The following is a 19,874-nucleotide window of genomic DNA, read 5'->3' on the forward strand; positions in this document are numbered from 1 at the left end:
GGGTTCGGTCTTGAGGCGCACAGCGATGTCCGATTTCCGCCAGTCGAGGTCGGTGGTGCGTGGCAGGGTGGAGGCATGAGCTTCCCCGTGATCGACTTCGACGAGCGCTACCGTGCCATCAGCGCGCGCGACACCCGCTTCGACGGGCAGTTCGTGACGGCCGTGCGCTCGACCGGGATCTACTGCCGTCCGAGCTGCCCTGCTCGCACACCCAAACGGCAGAACGTGACGTTCTATCCGACGAGCGCGGCCGCACACGAAGCCGGATACCGCGCGTGCAAGCGCTGCCTGCCCGAGGCGGCCCCCGGGTCTCCGGCGTGGGACATCCGCGGCGACGTCGCGGCCAGGGCCATGCGCCTCATCTCCGACGGCGTCGTCGAGCGCGAGGGGGTGCCGGGGCTCGCCGCGCGTCTCGGGTATTCCAGCCGGCACCTCACCCGTCTGCTGACGACCGAACTCGGTGCCGGGCCCCTCGCCCTCGCCAGGGCGCATCGTGCGCACACGGCGCGGATGCTGCTCGTCGGCACCGACATGCCGATCTCCGATGTGGCGTTCTCGGCCGGCTTCGCCAGCATCCGCCAGTGCAACGACACGATCCGCGAGGTCTTCGGCCTCGCCCCCGGCGAGCTCAGGGCGCGTCGACGTCTGCCGGCGTCCGCGGTTCCCGGCGCCATCGACCTCGTCCTGCCGTACCGCGGTCCGCTCGACGCGAGCGGCATCTTCACCTGGATGGCGGCACGCGCCGTACCCGGGGTCGAAGAGACCACAGCGTCGTCTTTCTCCCGGCATCTGCGGATGGCCGGCGGTCCCGCCTGGTTCGAGGTGAGTCAGGATGCGTCGGAACGCCTGCACCTGCGGGCTCGAGTCGCGCGCCTCGGCGATCTGGCGCCGCTGGTGGCTACCGTGCGCCGCATCTTCGACCTCGACGCCGATCCGCTGGCGATCGACGAAGCGCTCTCCGCGCACCCCGAGCTCGCCCCGCTCGTCGCCCGCACGCCCGGCATGCGGGTTCCCGGCTCCGCCGACCCGCACGAGATGCTGATCCGCGCCATGGTCGGGCAGCAGATCACGGTGGTCGCCGCCCGCACGGCCCTCATCGCGCTCACCGAGGCGCTGGGGGAGCGCACCGCGCAGGGGCTGCTCTTCCCCACGATGCCCGCGATCGCCGAGCACGGCGCCGAGGTGCTCCGCGGACCCGCCGCCCGTATCCGTGCGATCACGGGTGCCGCCGCGGCCCTCGCCGACGGCTCGTTGACGCTCACGGTCGGTGACGACGGTATCGAGCAGCGCGAAGCTCTCCTCGCGATGCCGGGGATCGGCCCCTGGACGGCCGACTACGTGCGCATGCGTGTGCTCGGCGACCCCGACATCCTGCTCCCCGGCGACGTCGCGCTGCGGGCAGGAGCCGCGGCCTCCGGACTCCCGGGAGAGGCGCGACCGCTCACCGCCTGGGCGGAACGCACCGCCCCCTGGCGCAGCTACCTGAGCGCGCATCTCTGGCGCGCCGCCCCGGTGCGACCGGCAGGGCCCCGGCGCGCGGCATCCACCGCCCGCGCTGCCACCACAGCTGACACGACATCGAAGGAGACCTCATGACCGCTCTCATCCAGACCATCGAGACCCCGGACGGGGCCTTCACGATCCTCGCCGACGAGCGCCAGCGGGTGCTGTCGTCGGGGTGGACCTCCGACGTCGAGGCGATCCTTGAGCGACTGTCTCCGGCGAACCGCCCCGAGGAGCTCCGCGAGGCGGAGACAGACGCTGGGGACGCCGCACTGGCCTTCTACGCGGGCGACCTGTCCGCGATCGACACGGTCACGGTGAAGCAGTCGGGCACCGTGCTGCAGCTCGCCGGATGGTCGGCGCTGCGGGCGATCGAACCCGGCGCCCCGCTCACCTACACCGGCTTCGCGGCGCGGCTCGGCAACCCGAACGCCGTGCGCGCGGCTGCCTCGATCTGCGCGCGGAACGCCCCGGCGCTGTTCGTGCCGTGTCACCGCGTGCTGCGCACCGACGGCAGCCTCGGCGGCTTCGCCTGGGGTCTCGACGTGAAGGAGAGCCTGCTCGCGCGCGAGAGCATCGCCGCCTGAACGTCCTCTCCTCGCCGCGCTGCCCACCCCCGGCGGTGCGGCGTCGGCGTGCCGGAAGGCGGGCTGATCACGGATTGCCGCGAAAGACGCCGAACAAATCGGGAATGCGTCTTGTGTTCAGCTGGTTCACAGCAATAGGCTGGTGGGCTGTCGCGCCGACCGGACGACACAGCCGAGCCCTGAGGAGGACACCATGACCACGATCGCCACCGCGCGGATCGCAGCTCTCGGCTCGACCCCGGCGCGCCCGCTCTCCTAGAGCCACTCCGCCCCTTCTGCACCGGATGCCGGACTCTGTGAGTCCGCTCTCGCATCCGTCCCCTTCCGCAACCGCATTCCATACGAAACTCGTCTGAGAGACATGTCTTCCTCGCCTTCCGCGCAGAATCCCTCGCCTTCGTCCACCCTTTCCACTCCGGCCGCACTGTGGCGGCTGAAGCCGTTCGTGAAGCCCGTCATCTGGCGGCTCGCCGGCGGTGCTGCCAGCGCGCTCATCGCGGCCATCATCGCCCTGATGATCCCGATCGTCCTCGAGCAGATCATCAGCGGACCGGTCCGCTCCGGTAACTTCACCGCGATCGTCTGGGGTGCCCTCGCCGTCTTCGCGCTGGGCCTCGGCGAGGCGCTGATGGTCTGGCTGCGTCGTCAGTTCGTGCTCAACCCCTCGACCGAGGTCGAGTACAAGATGCGCACCGAGCTGTATTCGCGCCTGCAGACGCTGCCGGTGTCCTTCCACGACAGGTGGGGCTCCGGTCAGCTGCTCAGCCGCATGATGCAGGACATCGGCCTCATCCGCCGCTGGCTGGCCTTCGGGCTCGTGCTGCTCGTCGTCAACGTGCTCACCATCATCATCGGATCGGTGCTGCTGTTCCGCTGGCACTGGCTGCTCGGCACGATCTTCCTGGTCACGGCGATCCCGCTGTGGATCCGCGGCTACCTCTTCGAGAAGCGCTACGGCGCGCTCACCCGCCGCAGCCAGGACCAGGCCGGCGACCTCGCGACCAGCGTCGAGGAGAGCGTGCACGGCATCCGCGTGCTGAAGGCTTTCGGCCGCGGCAAGCACGCGCTCAGCCGCTTCAGCCGCCAGGCCGAGACGCTGCGCGAGACCGAGATGAGCAAGGCCGGTGCGATCGCGTCGATCTGGTTCTGGCTCGACATGATGCCGCAGATCGCGTTCGGCCTCAGCCTGATGTCGGGCATCTGGCTGATCTCGCAGGGGCAGATCGACGAGGCGCAGCTGTTCGCGTTCTTCGCGATGGCAGTGGTGCTCCGCTGGCCGATCGAGTCGATCGGCTTCCTGTTCTCGTTCATGCTCGACGCCCGCACGGCGACGGACCGCGTGTTCGACATCTTCTCCGAGACCAACACCATCACGGACCCGGAGAACCCCGTGCACATCGAGAACCCGCGCGGCGAGCTCGCGTTCGTGAACGCCCACTTCCGGTATCAGGACGCCGGTGCGAACGAGCGCGATCTGCTCGACGGCATCGATCTGGTCCTCCGCCCCGGCGAGACCATGGCGCTGGTCGGTCTCACCGGCAGCGGCAAGACCACGCTCACGACGCTGCCCACCCGCCTGTATGACGTGACGGGCGGCAAGGTCACGCTCGACGGCGTCGACGTGCGCGATCTTCCGCTGTCCGAACTGCGTCAGCACATCGCGATGGCGTTCGAAGACGCGACGCTGTTCTCGGCGACCGTGCGCGAGAACGTGTTGCTCGGCCGTGCCGACCTCGACGTGCACAGCGAAGAGGGGGAGCGCGTGCTCCGGGAAGCGCTCGACGTCGCGCAGGCGTCGTTCGTGGACTCGCTGCCCGACGGCGTCGAGACCGTGATCGGCGAGGAGGGGCTCAGCCTCTCCGGTGGGCAGCGTCAGCGGCTCGCCCTCGCCCGCGCGGTGGCGGCGGCGCCGAAGGTGCTCGTGCTCGACGACCCGCTCTCGGCGCTCGACGTCGACACCGAGGCGCTCGTCGAAGAGGCGCTGCGGCATGTTCTCGCCGAGACGACGGCTCTGATCGTGGCGCACCGTCCCTCGACCGTCGCGCTCGCCGACCGCGTCGCGCTGCTCGAAGCCGGCCGCGTGACCGCGGTGGGCACCCACTCCGAGCTGCTGAAGACGAGCCGGCACTACCGCCACGTGATCTCCAGCCTGGAGGCCGAAGAGGCGGCGCGGACCGGGGCGATCCCGATCATCCGCGACGAACAGCTCGAGGTCGAAGCCGAGGTCCGTGACGGCCGCAGAGCCGAGGCCGCCGACGAAGACCCGATCACCGAGAAGGAGGTGCAGCGATGAGCTCCGCCATCACCGGAACCCAGGACGAGGATCGTTCCGAGTACACCCGCGAGGAGAGCAGGGAGATCCGTCGTCGGTCTCTCCGGCTGCTCGGATCGCTGGTGCGCCCGCTGAAGCCGCAGATCGTGCTGGCCGCCGCGGTACTGATCATCTCGACCGCTCTGCAGGTCGCCGGTCCCATCCTGATCAGCATCGGCCTCGACCGTGCGTTGCCTGCAGCCATCGACCAGGCCGACTGGATGCCGACCTTCATGATCGGCGGCATCTACTTGGCCGCCGGCATCCTGGCCGCCGTGATGATCGCCTGGTACGTCATCATCGCCGCCAAGCTGACGCAGGCCGTGCTGCTCGATCTGCGCAAGCGGATCTTCCTGCACACCCAGCGCCTGAGCCTGGAGTTCCACGAGTCGTACACGTCGGGTCGCATCATCTCGCGCCAGACGAGTGACCTCGATTCCATCAAGGAGCTCCTCGACGGAGGTCTGAACGAGCTCGTCTCGGGCGTGCTCTTCGGACTCTTCACCTTCATCGCCCTGTGCTTCTGGGACTGGCAGTCCGGCCTGATCCTCGCGATCGGCGGCGTCCCGCTGTTCTTCCTGATGAAGTGGTTCTACTCGCGCTCGCAGCTGGTCTATCGCGAGTCGCGTGTGATCAGCGCGAAGGTGATCGTCCAGTTCGTCGAGACGATGACCGGAATCCGCGCCGTCAAGGCGTTCCGCAAGGAGCCCCGCAACGACAAGGCGTTCCAGGAGATCGCGGGAGAGTACCGCGATGTGAACCGCCGCTCGATGCTGCTGTTCGGCACGTTCGAGCCCGGTCTCATGGGCGTCGCCGCGCTGGTGCTCGGCATCGTCGTGCTGTGGGGCGGCATCCGCGTGTCCGAGGGCGCGCTCACCGTGGGTGTGCTGCTGTCGGCGGTCCTCTACGTGCGCAACTTCTTCGCTCCGATGCAGGAGATCGCGATGTTCCTGAACTCCTACCAGTCGGCCACGGCCGCGCTGGAGAAGGTGTCGGGCGTGCTCGAAGAGGTGCCGACCGTTCCGGATCCCGAGAAGCCGGTCGACCTGTGGGAATCCCGCGGCCACATCCGGTTCGACGAGGTGACCTTCGGCTACAACGGCGAGAAGACGATCCTCCCGAACTTCTCGCTCGACATCCCCGCCGGTGAGACGATCGCCCTGGTGGGCACGACCGGTGCGGGCAAGTCCACGCTGGCCAAGCTCATCTCGCGGTTCTACGACCCCTCCCAGGGGCGGGTCACTCTCGACGACGTCGACCTCCGCTCGCTGCACCCGAAGGACCTCCGCCGCGCGATCGTCATGGTCACGCAGGAGGCCTACCTGTTCAGTGGCACCGTCGCGGACAACATCGCCCTCGGCAAGCCGGATGCGTCGCTCGACGAGATCAGGGCCGCCGCGCGTGCGGTGGGAGCGGACGAGTTCATCTCGTCGCTGCCCGACGGCTACGGCACCGACGTGAACAAGCGCGGTGGACGGGTCTCGGCCGGTCAGCGCCAGCTCATCTCGTTCGCCAGGGCGTTCCTCGCGGACCCCGCGGTGCTGATTCTCGACGAGGCCACGGCATCGCTCGACATCCCGTCGGAGCGGTTGATCCAGGATGCGCTGCAGACCCTGCTCAAGGACCGCACCGCGATCATCATCGCGCACCGCTTGTCGACGGTCGCGATCGCGGACCGGGTGCTGGTGATGGAGCACGGGCAGATCATCGAGGACGACACTCCGGCCGCGCTCATCGGCGGTACCGGCAAGTTCGCCCAGCTGCATGCGGCTTGGCAGGAGACACTGGTCTGATGATGCCGATCACCTCAGCTCTGCGGGCGCGGGACCTCCCCGTGCTCGCAGAGGTGGGGATCGGCTTCGGGAGTGCGGCACGGGGGATCCGTCCGTCGCCGCGCCTGGGTAGCATCGAATCATGGACCCCTTGCTGCTCGCCGCCGAGTGGTGGTGGATCGCGCCGACCGCCGTCGCTGCGGGAACGGCCGGTGCGATCGGTCTGCGTCGCAGGAGCAGCACGATGAGCGGGCGTCGGCTCGAGGTCGATGCGGCGCGCCACGACCTCAGGACGGCGCAGCGGATCGCGTCCGAGCGACGCATCGCCCTGAAGATCGCCCGTGCCGATCTGGCTCGCGTGACCGCGGAGCGCGCAGCGCAACGCGCGACAGCGGAACAGGTGGCCGGAGCGCGGCGCATGCTCAAGGAACGGGAGCGCGACGCCAAGGCGGCCTCGGCCGACGTGCGCGCCCGGCAGGTGCGTCTGAACGCCGCACGCGCGGCGATACCGGCGTCCTCCGAGCCCGGCCCCGTGGAACGGCTGCATGCCACGCACGACGCCGTGACGGTCCGGTGGATGCGGTACGAGACCGACCCCGCGCTCCAGATCGCCTATCCCGCGATGACCGATGTCAAGCTCCCCGCCACGGCGGCGTACCTGCGGGCAGCCGGACACGCGGCCGAGATGCGGCGCGCGGTCTCCGGCAAGACCACACCCGCCGACTTCGCGGCCTACCGAGACGCGGTCGCCGAGCTCGAGCGCGCCTTCGAGGCCGCCGAGCACGCGGCGAGGGTCCAGGCCGGCGAGGCCCCGCCGAACGCGGCGTGGCAGGACGCGGCCCAGGACATGCTCAGCCGTTCCGCCGAGGCGATCGACCGTGCTGCCGGTGCGGCGGCATCCGCCATCGCCGCCTGGACCAACCGGAAGAAGCCCGGCAAGCCGGACGACCGCCCCTGACGGCCGCCCGGCGAAGCGCGTCAGGCGGTCAGCCCTCCACGGTGCGGGTGCGGATGAGTTCCCGGTACCAGAGGCCGGAGTCCTTCACGGTGCGTGCGAGGTCGTCGAAGTCGACCCGCACGATGCCGAACCGCTTGGCGTAGCCGTATCCCCACTCGAAGTTGTCGAGCAGCGACCACACGAAATACCCGCGCAGGTCCACACCGCGCTCGATCGCCCGGTGTGCGGCGGTGAAGTGCCGGCGCAGGTAGTCGGTGCGCTCGACGTCATGCACCGCACCGTCCTCGGTCACCTCGTCTTCGAACGCGGCGCCGTTCTCGGTGACCATGAGCGCCTGCTCGGGGAACTGCTCGGAGAGTGACACCAGCAGCTCCTCCAGTCCCTCCGGAGCGATGTTCCAGCCCATGGCGGTGTAGGGACCGGGCTGCTCGACGAACTCGACCAGCTGGTCGCTGCCGGGCCAGGCCGTTCCGCCCGCGGCACCCTTGTGGCCGTCGTTCTGCTGCTTCGGCGAGACGCCGTCCCAGAGGCGCACGGTCGCGGTCGAGTAGTAGTTCACTCCGAGCGCGTCAATCGGCTGGGCGATCGTGGCGAGGTCGCCCTCCTGCACGAAGTTCCAGTCGGTGACCGATGCGGTGTCCTCGAGGAGATCGGCCGGGTATTCGCCGCGCAGGATCGGTCCGGTGAACGCGCGGTTGGCGAGGGCGTCGATCCTGCGCATCGCCTCCGCGGCGCCGTCGCCCTGTCCGCGGAGCACGTGGAAGTTCAGGGTGACCGAGTAGTCCGGGTCGCCCGTCGAGGTGGATCGCAGCGCTTGCACCGCGCGACCATGGGCGAGGTTCAGGTGGTGCACGGCAGACAGTGCCGATTCCGGTTCGTGCCGTCCGGGTGCGTGGCCGCCCTGGCCGTAGCCGAGGTAGGCAGAGCACCACGGCTCGTTCAGTGTCGTCCAGGTGTGCACGCGGTCGCCCAGGGCCGCACCCATGATCTCGGCATAGCGCTCGAAGGCGTCGGTGGTCGCCCGCGACGTCCAGCCACCGGCATCCTCGAGGTACTGCGGGAGGTCCCAGTGGTAGAGCGTCGCCACCGGCCGGATTCCGCGTTCGAGCAGCCCGTCGACCAGGCGCGAGTAGAAGTCGATCCCGGCTTGGTTAACCGCGCCCGATGCGGTGGGGACGATGCGCGGCCAGGCGATCGAGAACCGGTAGGCCTCGAGCCCGAGGTCGGACATCAGATCGAGGTCCTCGTCCACACGGTGGTAGTGATCGCACGCGACGTCGCCGGTGTCGCCGTTCCAGACCCGACCCGGTGTCTTGCTGAAGGTGTCCCAGATCGAGGGGGTGCGCCCGTCCTCGGCCGCGGCTCCCTCGATCTGATAGGAGGCGGTGGCCGACCCGAACGTGAAGTCCTCGGGGAACACGAGTCCGGAGCCGCGGTAGTCGTCGCGGGGCGTGAGCAGGCTGGTCATGCGGTGATCTCCTCGAGGTCGACGGTGTAGTCCTCGGCGCGTCCATCCGGGTCCGTGACGGTGACCGTGGCGCTGCCGGCGCCGCCGGGGAAGACCCGGAGCCGCAGTCCGTCATGGTAGTCGTAGTCCGGGCGGTCGACCCGGGCGCCCCAGGGGAGCGCCGTGCCCGGCCGTACGTACAGCGGCAGCGAGTCGAACCCGTGCTTCTCGCGCCGCCAGCCGCCGCCCGTGACGGTCTCGCCCGTCAGCAGCGAGGTCCATTCGCCGGCGGGGAGGTAGAACTCGACCTCTCCGCCTTCGGCGAACACCGGGGCGACGAGCAGGTCGGAGCCCAGCATGTACTGCCGGTCGAGGTAGGCGGTCGCCGGATCCTCGGGGAACTCCAGCACCATCGGCCGCATCAGCGGCACCCCCGTCGCCGCGGCATCCAGCCCCTGCTGGTACAGGTACGGCATCAGGCGCATCTTGAGGTGCGTGAACTGCCGCGTCACCTCCACGGCCTCCTCGTCGAACGCCCACGGCACCCGGTACGAGCTCGAGCCGTGGAAGCGCGAGTGCGACCCCAGCAGCCCGAATGCCGTCCAGCGCTTGAAGACACCGGCATCCGGCATGCCTTCGAACCCGCCGATGTCGTGGCTCCAGAACGCGAACCCCGAGAGCGCGAGCGACAGGCCTCCGCGCAGCGTCTCGGCCATCGACGTGTAGGTCGAGGTGGAGTCGCCGCCCCAGTGCACCGGCATGGTCTGGCCGCCGGCGGTCGCTGACCGGGCGAACAGCACCGCGTCGCCAGCGCCGCGCGTCTCGGTGAGCACGTCGAACACCGCGCGGTTGTACAGGTCGGTGTAGAGGTTGTGCATGCGCTCGGGGTCTGCGCCGTCGGCCCACACCACATCCGTGGGGATGCGCTCGCCGAAGTCGGTCTTGAAGCAGTCGACGCCCTGCGCGACGAGGCCCCGCAGCTTCGACTGGTACCAGGCCGTGGCATCGGGGTTCGTGAAGTCGACCAGACCCATGCCGGCCTGCCAGAGATCCCACTGCCACACCGAGCCGTCGGCCCGCTTCACCAGGAAGCCCTGATCGGCCGCCTCCCGGAACAGCGGGGAGCGCTGGGCGATGTAGGGGTTGATCCACACGCAGACCCGCAGATCCTTGTCGTGCAGTCGCCCGAGCATCCCCTCGGGGTCGGGGAACACCCGCGGGTCCCATTCGAAGTCGCACCACTGGAATTCGCGCATCCAGAAGCAGTCGAAATGGAAGACCGAGATCGGCAGCTCGCGCGCGGACATCTCGTCGATGAACGAGTTCACGGTCTGCTCGTCGTAGTCGGTCGTGAAGCTGGTCGACAGCCACAGGCCGTACGACCAGGCGGGGACCACGGGCGGGCGACCGGTGAGGGCCGTGTAGCGACCGAGCACGTCCTTCGGGGTCGGGCCGGCGATCACGAAGTACTCGAGAACGTCGCCGGAGACCGAGAACTGCACGCGCTCGACGGATTCCGAGCCGATCTCGTACGAGACGTGACCGGGGTCGTTCACGAGCACGCCGTAGCCGCGATCGGAGAGGTGGAACGGCACGTTCTTGTAGGCCTGCTCGCTGGAGGTGCCGCCGTCGGCGTTCCAGATCTCCACGGTCTGACCGTTCTTGACCATCGGGCCGAAGCGCTCTCCGAGTCCGTAGACGTGCTCCCCGACGCCGAGGTCGAGCTGCTCGTGCACGTACGCGGATGAGTGGGGAGCCGCGCCGCCTTGACGCCCGTTGCCGACGATGCCCCGATCGACCTGCGCATCGTCCGTCAGGCGCACGTAGCCCTGCGCCTTGTGGCCGCTGCCGGTCACCCGGCGCCCGTCGACCTCGAACGAGAGATCCCACGGATCGCCGGGGGCGATGCGGGCGACGAGGGAGCCGGCGTCCAGAACGCCGCCCTCCTCGCCGACGGAGATCGAAGCCGTGCTCGCGCCCGCACCCGGCAGGGTGAATCCGCCGTGCCAGCGTCCGCCGGCATGATGCGCGATCCGCACGCGGATGACACCCTCGGCGGGGGAGGAGAGGGTGGTGGTGAGCACGGGGCGGTTGAGGGTGTCGCCGCGCTTCGCGATGACCATCGTGGGCGCGGTGATGACGATGCCCGCTCCGTCCGGCGTCTCGTCGGTCTCGGCGATGTCGTACGCCTCCTGCGCGTAGAGCGCGGTGACCCCGGGACGCAGCTGCCAGAACCCGTCGGTGAACTTCATTACTTGACTGCTCCTGCGGTGATGCCCTGAGTGAGGGTGCGTTGGAAGATGAGGAAGAAGATGAGCGTCGGGATGATGCCGAGCAGGGCCGAGGCGCTCGTGGTGGTGACGTCCATCAGCCGGTCGCCCTGGAGCACGCTGATCGCGACCGGAACCGTCTGATTCGCGTTCGAGGCGAGGAACGTCAGCGGGATCAGGAACTCGTTCCAGGTCCAGATGAAGAAGAAGATCAGGAGCACGGAGAGCGTCGGACGGCTGATCGGGAAGATCACGCGCCACAGGATCTGCCAGCGGCTCGCCCCGTCGAGCGATGCGGCCTCGAGGATCTCCTTGGGGAACGTGCCGTAGACGGAGGAGAGCAGATAGGTGCCGAACGCCGCCTGGATGACGGTGAACACGATGATGACCGACCAGACGTTGTCATACAGTCCGACGGACTTGAACATGTAGTACAGCGGGTAGAGCAGCGCCTCCTGCGGCAGCAGGTTCGCCATGAGGAACAGCAGCACGATCCACGAGCGCCCGCGGACGCGGCCGATGCCGATCGCGAAGGCGTTGAGTATCGAGATGACGACCGCGAGCACCGACACGATCCCGGCGATGAAGATCGAGTTCCAGACCTTCTCGGGGAAGTTCACCCGCTCCCAGAACTTTATGATCCCTCCGAAGTCGAGCGTCTCGGGGAGGGCGAGGGGGCCGGACGTGGCGTAGTCGACGGGCGACTTGAACGAGTTCACGAGCACCAGGTAGAAGGGAGCGATGACGAGCAGCGCGCCGACGATGACGAGCGCGAGCAGGAGCCAGTCGATCGGGCGCTTCTTGGTCATGCCGCCGCGCGGGCGCGTCTTGGCGGGCTTTCCGGTGACGATGGCGGTGGTGGCGTGCATCACAGACCCGCCCTTTCCTTGCGCTCGAGGGAGTTCTGGACGCGGATGAAGATGATCGACACGATCACGACCACGATGGTGAGCACCGTCGCGATCGTGGCGCCGTAGCCGACGTTCCGTTTCGTGAAGAACTCCTGGTAGGCGTAGTAGGCGGGCACCAGGGTGGCACCGGCAGGGCCGCCGCGGGTGATGATGTAGACCGGTCCGAAGACCTTGAGCGCCGCGATCGTGCAGGTCAGGGTGACGACGAAGATCTCGGGGCGGATGATGCTCATCGTGATCGCCGAGAACCGCTGGAACCAGTTCGCGCCGTCGAGCTCGGCGGCCTCGTACAGCTCGGGGTCCACGCGCTGGAGCGCGGCCATGAAGACGACGACGGGGTAGCCGAGCTGCACCCACACCATGACGACCATCAGCACGATGAGCGCCGACGGCATCTGGCCGAGCCAGTCGTAGGCGGGCAGCCCGAACCATCCGAGCATCTGGTTGAGGGCGCCGTCGCCGCCGGGGCGCACGATCCAGCCGATCACGATGCCGGCGACGGCGATCGGGAGGATCTGCGGCAGGTAGTAGGTGGCGCGGAGGAAGCCGCCGACCTTGCCGCCGAACTTGCGTCCGACGACGTCGAACAGGAGGGCTGCGACGATGAGGCCGACGATCGTGGGCACCACGACCATCGCGATGATCATCCATACCGAGTTCGTGAACGACGTCCAGAAGTCGTCGTCGGTGAGGATCTTCTGCCAGTTCTCGAGGCCGATGAACTCCGGTGTGCGCACCCCCTTCCACTTGGTGAAGGTCAGGTACACGTTCCAGATGAGCGGGACGATCACGACGACGAGCAGGAGCACGAAGCCGGGCAGCAGGTAGATCCAGTAAGCCCCGGTCCCACCGTGGCGCTGCGGGATCGACGGCTGTTCGGGCGGCAGCTTCGTGCGGCCCTCGCGGCGGGTGGCGAGTGACATGTTCATCTCCAGGAGGTGCGGGGGCGGCGTCCCTGCGGATGCCGCCCCCGCAGGTCGATCAACGGAAGTCGGCGGTGCCTTCGTCGTACTGCTCGCCGAGGTTCTTGTTCGTGGTCTCGACGTCCTGCACGCCGGTGACGAGGCCCTGCAGCTCCTGGACGATCACGTCGTAGAAGCCGGGCGCGGGCCAGTCCGGGTAGAACGAGAGGCCGTCGGCGTCGAGGACCCCGTTGAACGTCTCGATGAGGGCCGCGCTCTTCTCGTCGGTGATGTCGGCGGTGTCCGCCGCGACGGGGAGACCGCCGTTGTTGCCGATGATCGCCTGGATCTCGGGGCGCATCGTGATGTCGATGAACTCGTAGGCGAGGTCCTTGTTCGACGCGTTCTCGGGAACGACCCAGAGGTTGCCCGACGAGCCGAGCGAGAGGTCTGCTCCGGGGAACGCGGCCATCGACCAGTCGAAGCCGGTGGCCTCGGCGACGAAGCGGCCGAACCACCACGAGCCCGAGACGAAGATCGGCGACGAGCCGTTGATGAACGAGACGCCGGCGTCTTCGGCCTTGACCGACGACACGTCCGAGGCGATGTAGCCCTTGTCGACGTACTCCTTCAGGGTCTCGGTCGCCGACGTGACCTCGGGACCCTGCCAGTCGACGGGCTCCTTGTAGAGCTGGTAGTCATCGACGAAGCCGCGGTCGGCCTCGAGCAGCGCGAGCTGATACCAGAGCTGTCCCAGCGGGTACTCGGCGCCGGCTTCCGCGAGCGGCGTGACGCCCTGGGCGACGAAGGCGTCGAGCACGTCGACGAACTCCTCGTACGTGGTGGGAATCTCCAACCCTGCTGCGGCGAAGGCATCCTCGTTGTAGTAGACGCCGACGAACTCGCCGTAGTTCGGAACGCCGAACCAGGTGTCGCCGCCCATCACGCCGTCTTCCGAGTACTTGGCGGTGGTCTGCAGCGACGGCGCCAGCTTCTCGTCCCATCCGTACTCCTCGACCGCGTCCGAGATGTCGGCGATCAGGCCGGTGGAGGCGAGGAAGCCCGCGGTCGCGTTGCCCTTGTTGAACTCCATGAGGTCGGGCGCGGCGTCGGTGTCGAGCACCTGGCTCGCCGTCTTCTGGATCTGCTCGAAGGACTTCTCCTCGAACTCGACCTTTGCTCCGGTCTCCTCTTCGAAGATCTTGATGGACTCGGCCCAGGCCTTGCCCATCGCGCTGTCGGCGCCCTCGTAGTGCCAGAGCTTGAGGGTCTGACCGTCGCCGCCCTCTTCGCCCGAACCGGCTGTACAGCCGCTCAGCGCGATGCCGGTCGTCGTGAGCGCGGCCACCAGGGCCAGCGCCTTCGTCCTGCGGGTGCTGCGTGCCATCGTCGGCACTCCTTTCTCAATGGCCCCATGGGCCGGACACTTCACTGGGTCGGATTGTTCAGTTGTGGGCGAGGCATCGTCGAAGCGTTTCGATCGCGAACATGCCGGCGAGCGGGTGAGGAGGGTGGTCAGTCCTGGGCGGGGGAGACGGAGCCGACCGAGCGGTACTCGGGCGGGATGAGGTGGATCTCGGCGGGGGCGAGAGGGTCGTCCAGGCGGCGAACCGCCAGGTCGACCGCGAGTTCGCACGATCGCTGCGGCACGAGTGGGATCGTGTCGACGGGGACCGGCAGTGCGGCGGTGTCGAAGGATGCGGCGGCGGAGATCACCGAGACGTCGTCGCCGACCCGCAGTCCGTGTTCGGCGAGCACGGACAGCAGCACCTGGTGCACGTCGTCGACGGCGTGCACGATGAACGCGCGGTCTCCGCGGGCGAGCGCGGTCTCCGTGCACGCACGCACGGCGGACGCATCCGTCACCGCCGAACCGGAGGCTGACCAGTCGAGAGTGACGCCACGGGCGGCGGCCTGCTCCTGCGCGCCCCGGAGCAGGCGTCGGGGGAAGTTCGACTTGCGGTACGAGACCTCGGTCTGCCCGAGCAGGGCGATGCGTCGGTGACCCACGTCGGCGAGACGGTCGACCGCCAGCCGACCGGCCGCTTCGAAGTCGAGGTCGACGCAGGTCAGACCCTCGCGGTCGTCGGGCAGGCCGATGAAGATGGTGGGCGTGCCGACCGAGCGGGCTATGGGGACGCGCTCGTCGTCGGGCGCGACGTCGAGCACGAGGATCGCGTCGACGAGGTTGCTCGCCGCCACGCGGTTCATCCCCTCGGACGCCTGCTCGTCGGTGAGGAGGAGGATGTCGAAGCCCTGCCGCCGTGCGGCGACCGCGGTCGCGAGCACGAAGGCCATGTGGGTGGGGGCGTGCGTGTCGGCGCGCAGCGGCTCGGTCAGGGCGAAGATGTGCGTGCGGCGACCGGCCAGCATGCGTGCGCCGGCATCGGGCTCGTAGCCGAGCGCGTGCACCGCATCCTCGATGCGCATCCGGGTCTTCTCCGACACCGGGCGCTTGCCGCTGAGTGCGTAGGAGACCGTGCTGATCGACACACCGGCGGCGCGTGCCACCTCATGGATCGTCGTCATCGGGACTCCATCGTCATCGTGCGGAAAGCAATCGTCGAAGCGCTTCGCTCACGCTTCTCCAGCGATGATAGACACGACCCGTCGCCCTGCGCAAGCCTTTTGTGGTCATGCGCAACAAATACGCTTCCGCAACCGTGGGAGCGATCCCGCGGTCTAGGGCGACGAGGTCTCGATGGGGGAGGGGATTCGAGACCCCGCCGCCGGCCTAGGACGTGACGCGGATCTCGGCGATGACCTCGCCGTAGGCGGTCTCGCCGACAGGCGTGAAGCCGACGCGGTGGAAGAAGGTCTCGGGCCCGCCCTCGCCGGCCTCGTAGATGACGTTGACGTGGTCGACGTCGCGCGCCTTGGCCTCTTCGACCAGCGCCTCGACGGCGAAGCGGCCGACGCCGCGACCCTGATCGTCGGCGTCGACGTTGATGCGCCACAGCACGGAGCGGAAATGCTCCTCCGGTGCTTCGGGATCGAAGTTCGCGCTGACGAAGCCGACGACCTCGTTGCGGTCGAGGATCACCCGCTGCCAGGAGGTCTGCGGGTTGATGACTGTGGCTGCGATCCCGTACGAGACGGGAGCGAGGAACTGCTCCTGTCCGGGCTTGAGCGACAGGTTGTTCACGGCGACGATCGTCGCAGCGGAGAGTTCGACCATGCGCAGTTCGGACATGGACCCAGGCTAACCCCTCGGGCCGGCACCGACACGTCTCGGTCGAACATTTCGTCCAGAACTGGCCGATCGTCACCACTCGCCGGACGTCGGTGAGGGGCCGGGGCAACGGGCCCGAAGCCACTCAGGTATCTTGGTATCGAGACAAATAGACCACAAGAGCGGAGAACCTCCCGGTGACCGACGAAGCCATCATCTACACCCACACAGACGAGGCGCCGGCACTGGCCACCGCCTCGTTCCTGCCGATCATCCAGGCCTACACGGGTCAGGCGGGCATCGACTTCGAGACCCGCGACATCTCGCTGGCAGGCCGCATCCTGGCCGCCTTCCCGCAGAAGCTCACGCCGGAGCAGCAGGTGGGCGACGCGCTCGCCGAGCTGGGCGGCCTGGCCACGCTCCCCGAGGCGAACATCATCAAGCTGCCGAACATCTCGGCATCGATCCCCCAGCTCAAGGGCGCCATCGCGGAACTGCAGAAGCAGGGCTACGACATCCCCGACTTCCCGGACGAGCCGTCGTCGCTCGAAGAGAAGGACGTGCGCGCGCGCTACGACCGCATCAAGGGTTCCGCCGTGAACCCGGTGCTGCGCGAGGGCAACAGCGACCGCCGTGCGCCTCTCGCCGTGAAGAACTACGCGAAGAAGCACCCGCACCGCAACAAGCCGTTCGCCGCGGGATCGAAGACGCGCGTCGCCACCCTGGGGCACGACGACTTCAAACACAACGAGCGCTCCTGGGTCGCTGCCCACGACGACGTGCTGAGCTTCCGGCACACGGCCGAAGACGGAACGGTCACCGTGCTGAAGGAGGGCCTCAAGGTCCTGCCGCGCGAGATCATCGACGCGACCTTCCTCTCCGCCAAGGAGCTGGATGCCTTCCTCGCCGAGACGCTGAAGACAGCCGCGGCCGACGACGTGCTGTACTCGGTGCACCTCAAGGCGACCATGATGAAGGTCAGCGACCCCATCATCTTCGGCCACGTCGTGAAGGCGTTCTTCGCCGACGTGTTCGCGCAGTACGGCGACAAGCTCGCCGCGGCAGGACTCAGCGCGAACGACGGGCTCGGCTCGATCCTCGCGGGGCTCGCGAACGTGGCGGGTGGCGACGAGATCGCCGCCGCCTTCGACAAGGCGATCGCCGAGGGGCCGCGCCTGTCGTATGTGAACTCGGACAAGGGCACGACGAACCTGCACGTGCCGAGCGACGTGATCGTCGACGCATCGATGCCCGCGCTCGTCCGCAACGGTGGAAAGCTCTGGGGCAAGGACGGGGAAGAGGCTGACACCCTCGCGGTGATCCCCGACTCCTCGTACGCGAGCGTCTACCAGGCCGTGATCGACGACGTGATCGCGAACGGTCCGCTCGACCCGGCGACGATCGGCACGGTTCCCAACGTGGGGCTCATGGCGCAGGCCGCCGAGGAGTACGGCAGCCACGACAAGACGTTCGAGATCGCCGCAGACGGCATCGTCCAGGTGCTCGACAGCGAGGGCACGGTGCTCATCGAGCACACGGTCGGCAAGGGCGACATCTGGCGCGCGACGCAGACCAAGCACATCCCCGTCATGGACTGGGTCAAGCTCGCGGTCACCCGTGCACGCGCGACCGGCGACCCCGCCGTGTTCTGGCTCGACGCGAACCGCTCGCACGACGCCCAGATCATCGCCAAGGTGCACCAGGGCCTCGCGACGCTCGACACCAAGGGCCTCACGATCACGATCCTCGCGCCCGAGGAAGCGACGCGCTACACGCTCGCCCGCATGCGTCACGGGCTCGACACGATCTCGGTCACCGGCAACGTGCTGCGCGACTACCTCACCGACCTGTTCCCGATCCTCGAGGTCGGCACGAGCGCCAAGATGCTCTCGATCGTGCCGCTGCTCGCGGGCGGCGGGCTCTTCGAGACCGGCGCGGGCGGGTCCGCACCGAAGCACGTGCAGCAGCTGGTCGAGGAGAACTACCTGCGGTGGGACTCCCTCGGCGAGTTCTTCGCGCTGGCCGCATCACTCGAGCACTTCGCCGACCGCACGGGCAACGAGAAGGCCCGCGTACTGGCGGAGACGCTGGACGCCGCGACCGGCACCTTCCTCGAGGAGGACCGCTCCCCGGGCCGCGCGCTGGGCACCATCGACAACCGCGGCAGCCACTTCTACCTGGGCTTGTACTGGGCTCAGGAGCTGGCGAAGCAGTCGAAGGACGCCGAGCTCGCAGCGGCGTTCGCCCCCATCGCCGCGACGCTCGCCGAGAACGAGGAGAAGATCGTCTCCGAGCTCAACGCGGTGCAGGGCAAGCCGGTGGAGATCGGCGGCTACTACCGTCCCGACGAGGATCTCGTCGCCGCGGTCATGCGTCCGTCCGCCACGCTGAACGGCATCGTCGACGCACTGCGCTGACACACGAGAAGGGGGTGGATGCTTCGGCATCCACCCCCTTCTTCATGTCCGCGGGAGAGCGGTTCAGTAGTAGACCGAGACCTCGAGGCCGACCGGCGACCAGTCGTAGACGTACTTGGCGAGATCGATCGGGAGGTTCACGCAGCCGTGGCTCATCCGCTGGCCGAAGTTGTTGTGCCAGTAGGTGCCGTGGAAGCCGATGTTCGGCGCGAACCAGGTGATCCAGGGGACGTCTTCGGTGCAGTAGGGCGCGCCCTCGTAGCAGCCCATGTCCTGGATGGCCGTGTGCGCGAACACCTTGAAGTTGCCGGCCGGGGTCAGCGTGCCGGGCAACCCGGTCGACACCGCCCAGGACTGCACGACCTCGTTGTTCTGGAACAGGTAGGCGCGCTGCGAGCTCAGGTTGATCTCGATGCGGCGGAACAGGTTGACCGTCTCGAAAGCGGTCTCGCCCACGGTGAGCTTGTAGACCCCGTCGCCGGCGGCGAGCTGCTGAGCGAACTGCTCGGCGATACCCGACGTGTCGCCGACGGCGCGGCCCACGACGCCCTCCTGCTCGGCACGCAACACGGTGCCGGCGGAGTCGACGATGTTCGTGGCGTTGACCGGCGCCCGGTCGACGAGACCCGGAAGCGTGTCGACGGTGGCCTGGATGGCCTGGGCGTCGGCTTCGATGCGCAGCTGGCCGTCTTCGTCGACCACGGTCAGCCAGGTGGCTGCGACCGCGGGCTTGACCGGGACGGTGCGTTCGTCGCCGACGTAGAAGCCGATCGTCCCGAGCATCGTGTTCAGCTCGGTGGCGGTGGCGGTGGCGTCGTCGTCGGAGACGGCAGGCAGGGCCTCGGCAGGACCGCCGGGGTATTCGAGAGACGTCTTCCCCGCGGCCACCGCATCGGTGAAGGCGGCGGTGAGATCATCGACGTCGATTCCGGTGCCGGGCTCCGAGGCCGTGACGATGTACTTACCGCCGGCGGGGTCGAATGCGACACCGGCGTCCACCGGGTCTTGGAAGCTCGACGGCACGGCGCTGCGCAGCGCCGCGGAGGCCTTCTCCGTATCGAGGGCGATGTCGGCGGGAACCGGATCGCCCATCCACATGCCGAGGTTCCACAGCGGTCGGGCGGCGAAGGCGGCATCGGCGAGAGCGGTCGCATCGAGGGACGCGCCGAGGTCGGCGCCGGTCAGGACCGCGTCATCTCCGTCGCCGGTGAGCGTGACCTCGGTCTCGGCGAGATGCGTGCTGATCGCTTCGGCCGCGGCGCCCGGTGTCATCCATCCGACCGGGATTCCGGCGACGGTGGTTCCCGGGGCGATGAGTACCAGCGAGGCTGCTCCCGCGCCCAGGGCGACGACGCCGAGTCCGAGCCCGATCCAGAGGCCGAGGCGGCGCTTCTTGGGGGCCGGCTCGACGGGGGCCCACGCCAACGGCTGTTCGCCGGTGGTGGGCGGGACGGCGTCGGTGGCCGAATCCCGCGGCGTGAGTACGGCGGTGGGCGTGGCGTCGTCGCCATGCGCCTCGGCTGCTGCGCCCGGCGCAGAAATCAGATCGGTCACGAACTTCACCCCCCGGATCTCAAACGTGTCCTGAGGTCCAATGGTACGGGATGGGAGGTAACGGGGAGGC

At 68.5% G+C, this 19,874-nt stretch carries 14 protein-coding genes; 6 read left to right on the top strand and 8 right to left on the bottom strand.

All coding sequences use genetic code 11. The features are described 5' to 3' along the window. The first annotated feature begins 75 nt into the window (after positions 1-75). The 5 genes from GZ67_RS0114465 (at position 76) to GZ67_RS0114485 (ending at position 7,131) form a co-directional block, all read left to right on the top strand. On the top strand, positions 76-1,596 hold the full coding sequence (locus tag GZ67_RS0114465; protein ID WP_036303540.1) for a DNA-3-methyladenine glycosylase 2 family protein: 1,521 nt from the start codon (positions 76-78) through the stop codon (positions 1,594-1,596). Continuing rightward, the gene (locus GZ67_RS0114470; RefSeq protein ID WP_029262302.1) at positions 1,593-2,090 is read left to right on the top strand and encodes a methylated-DNA--[protein]-cysteine S-methyltransferase; all 498 of its coding nucleotides are present in this window, start codon (positions 1,593-1,595) and stop codon (positions 2,088-2,090) included. Before GZ67_RS0114465 ends, GZ67_RS0114470 begins: the two co-directional genes overlap by 4 nt. A 361-nt stretch (positions 2,091-2,451) precedes the next feature. Further along, the gene (locus tag GZ67_RS0114475; RefSeq protein ID WP_029262303.1) at positions 2,452-4,383 is read left to right on the top strand and encodes an ABC transporter ATP-binding protein; all 1,932 of its coding nucleotides are present in this window, start codon (positions 2,452-2,454) and stop codon (positions 4,381-4,383) included. After that, positions 4,380-6,194, top strand: a complete 1,815-nt coding sequence (locus GZ67_RS0114480; RefSeq protein WP_029262304.1) for an ABC transporter ATP-binding protein — start codon at positions 4,380-4,382, stop codon at positions 6,192-6,194. Before GZ67_RS0114475 ends, GZ67_RS0114480 begins: the two co-directional genes overlap by 4 nt. Before the next feature lie 121 nt (positions 6,195-6,315). Beyond that, on the top strand, positions 6,316-7,131 hold the full coding sequence (locus GZ67_RS0114485; RefSeq protein WP_036303542.1) for a hypothetical protein: 816 nt from the start codon (positions 6,316-6,318) through the stop codon (positions 7,129-7,131). A 28-nt stretch (positions 7,132-7,159) separates the two neighbouring features. Here the strand turns inward: GZ67_RS0114485 and GZ67_RS0114490 are convergent, their stop codons facing one another. The 7 genes from GZ67_RS0114490 to GZ67_RS0114520 all read right to left on the bottom strand — a co-directional run bounded on the left by GZ67_RS0114490 (position 7,160) and on the right by GZ67_RS0114520 (position 15,854). After that, a complete protein-coding gene (locus tag GZ67_RS0114490; protein ID WP_029262306.1) occupies positions 7,160-8,599 on the bottom strand; it encodes a GH1 family beta-glucosidase in 1,440 nt (479 codons plus the stop codon). Further along, positions 8,596-10,830 carry an alpha-xylosidase gene (gene yicI / locus GZ67_RS0114495; protein WP_029262307.1) on the bottom strand — a complete coding sequence of 745 codons (2,235 nt, stop codon included), beginning with the start codon at positions 10,828-10,830 and terminating at the stop codon, positions 8,596-8,598. Before yicI ends, GZ67_RS0114490 begins: the two co-directional genes overlap by 4 nt. After that, the gene (locus GZ67_RS0114500; protein ID WP_029262308.1) at positions 10,830-11,717 is read right to left on the bottom strand and encodes a carbohydrate ABC transporter permease; all 888 of its coding nucleotides are present in this window, start codon (positions 11,715-11,717) and stop codon (positions 10,830-10,832) included. Before GZ67_RS0114500 ends, yicI begins: the two co-directional genes overlap by 1 nt. Continuing rightward, complete coding sequence (locus GZ67_RS0114505) at positions 11,717-12,682, bottom strand: carbohydrate ABC transporter permease (protein WP_029262309.1); 966 nt, start codon at positions 12,680-12,682, stop codon at positions 11,717-11,719. Before GZ67_RS0114505 ends, GZ67_RS0114500 begins: the two co-directional genes overlap by 1 nt. A gap of 58 nt (positions 12,683-12,740) precedes the next feature. Next, entirely contained in the window at positions 12,741-14,048 is a 1,308-nt protein-coding gene (locus GZ67_RS0114510) for an ABC transporter substrate-binding protein (RefSeq protein WP_029262310.1), read from the bottom strand. Between the two features lie 128 nt (positions 14,049-14,176). Then, a complete protein-coding gene (locus tag GZ67_RS0114515; protein ID WP_029262311.1) occupies positions 14,177-15,190 on the bottom strand; it encodes a LacI family DNA-binding transcriptional regulator in 1,014 nt (337 codons plus the stop codon). Positions 15,191-15,395: 205 nt separating this feature from the next. Beyond that, the gene (locus GZ67_RS0114520; protein WP_029262312.1) at positions 15,396-15,854 is read right to left on the bottom strand and encodes a GNAT family N-acetyltransferase; all 459 of its coding nucleotides are present in this window, start codon (positions 15,852-15,854) and stop codon (positions 15,396-15,398) included. Positions 15,855-16,030: 176 nt separating this feature from the next. On the opposite strand from GZ67_RS0114520, the gene GZ67_RS0114525 reads away from it, so the two are divergent. Beyond that, positions 16,031-18,250: an NADP-dependent isocitrate dehydrogenase gene (locus GZ67_RS0114525; protein ID WP_029262313.1), complete on the top strand. Its 2,220-nt coding sequence runs from the start codon at positions 16,031-16,033 to the stop codon at positions 18,248-18,250. Positions 18,251-18,313: 63 nt separating this feature from the next. Here the strand turns inward: GZ67_RS0114525 and GZ67_RS0114530 are convergent, their stop codons facing one another. Further along, positions 18,314-19,804, bottom strand: coding sequence for a L,D-transpeptidase family protein (locus GZ67_RS0114530; protein ID WP_231481818.1), 1,491 nt, complete (start codon positions 19,802-19,804; stop codon positions 18,314-18,316). Between the last annotated feature and the right edge of the window lie 70 nt (positions 19,805-19,874).

Origin of the sequence: Microbacterium sp. Cr-K20 (assembly GCF_000708325.1) — a bacterium.
Classification (GTDB): domain Bacteria; phylum Actinomycetota; class Actinomycetes; order Actinomycetales; family Microbacteriaceae; genus Microbacterium.

Bases quoted from the DNA above. Each gene is read 5' to 3' on its own strand.
- GZ67_RS0114465 (WP_036303540.1), top strand. From the start codon at position 76: ATGAGCTTCCCCGTGATCGACTTCGACGAGCGCTACCGTGCCATCAGC.
- GZ67_RS0114470 (WP_029262302.1), top strand. From the start codon at position 1,593: ATGACCGCTCTCATCCAGACCATCGAGACCCCGGACGGGGCCTTCACG.
- GZ67_RS0114475 (WP_029262303.1), top strand. From the start codon at position 2,452: ATGTCTTCCTCGCCTTCCGCGCAGAATCCCTCGCCTTCGTCCACCCTT.
- GZ67_RS0114480 (WP_029262304.1), top strand. From the start codon at position 4,380: ATGAGCTCCGCCATCACCGGAACCCAGGACGAGGATCGTTCCGAGTAC.
- GZ67_RS0114485 (WP_036303542.1), top strand. From the start codon at position 6,316: ATGGACCCCTTGCTGCTCGCCGCCGAGTGGTGGTGGATCGCGCCGACC.
- GZ67_RS0114490 (WP_029262306.1), bottom strand. From the start codon at position 8,599: ATGACCAGCCTGCTCACGCCCCGCGACGACTACCGCGGCTCCGGACTC.
- yicI (WP_029262307.1), bottom strand. From the start codon at position 10,830: ATGAAGTTCACCGACGGGTTCTGGCAGCTGCGTCCCGGGGTCACCGCG.
- GZ67_RS0114500 (WP_029262308.1), bottom strand. From the start codon at position 11,717: ATGCACGCCACCACCGCCATCGTCACCGGAAAGCCCGCCAAGACGCGC.
- GZ67_RS0114505 (WP_029262309.1), bottom strand. From the start codon at position 12,682: ATGTCACTCGCCACCCGCCGCGAGGGCCGCACGAAGCTGCCGCCCGAA.
- GZ67_RS0114510 (WP_029262310.1), bottom strand. From the start codon at position 14,048: ATGGCACGCAGCACCCGCAGGACGAAGGCGCTGGCCCTGGTGGCCGCG.
- GZ67_RS0114515 (WP_029262311.1), bottom strand. From the start codon at position 15,190: ATGACGACGATCCATGAGGTGGCACGCGCCGCCGGTGTGTCGATCAGC.
- GZ67_RS0114520 (WP_029262312.1), bottom strand. From the start codon at position 15,854: ATGTCCGAACTGCGCATGGTCGAACTCTCCGCTGCGACGATCGTCGCC.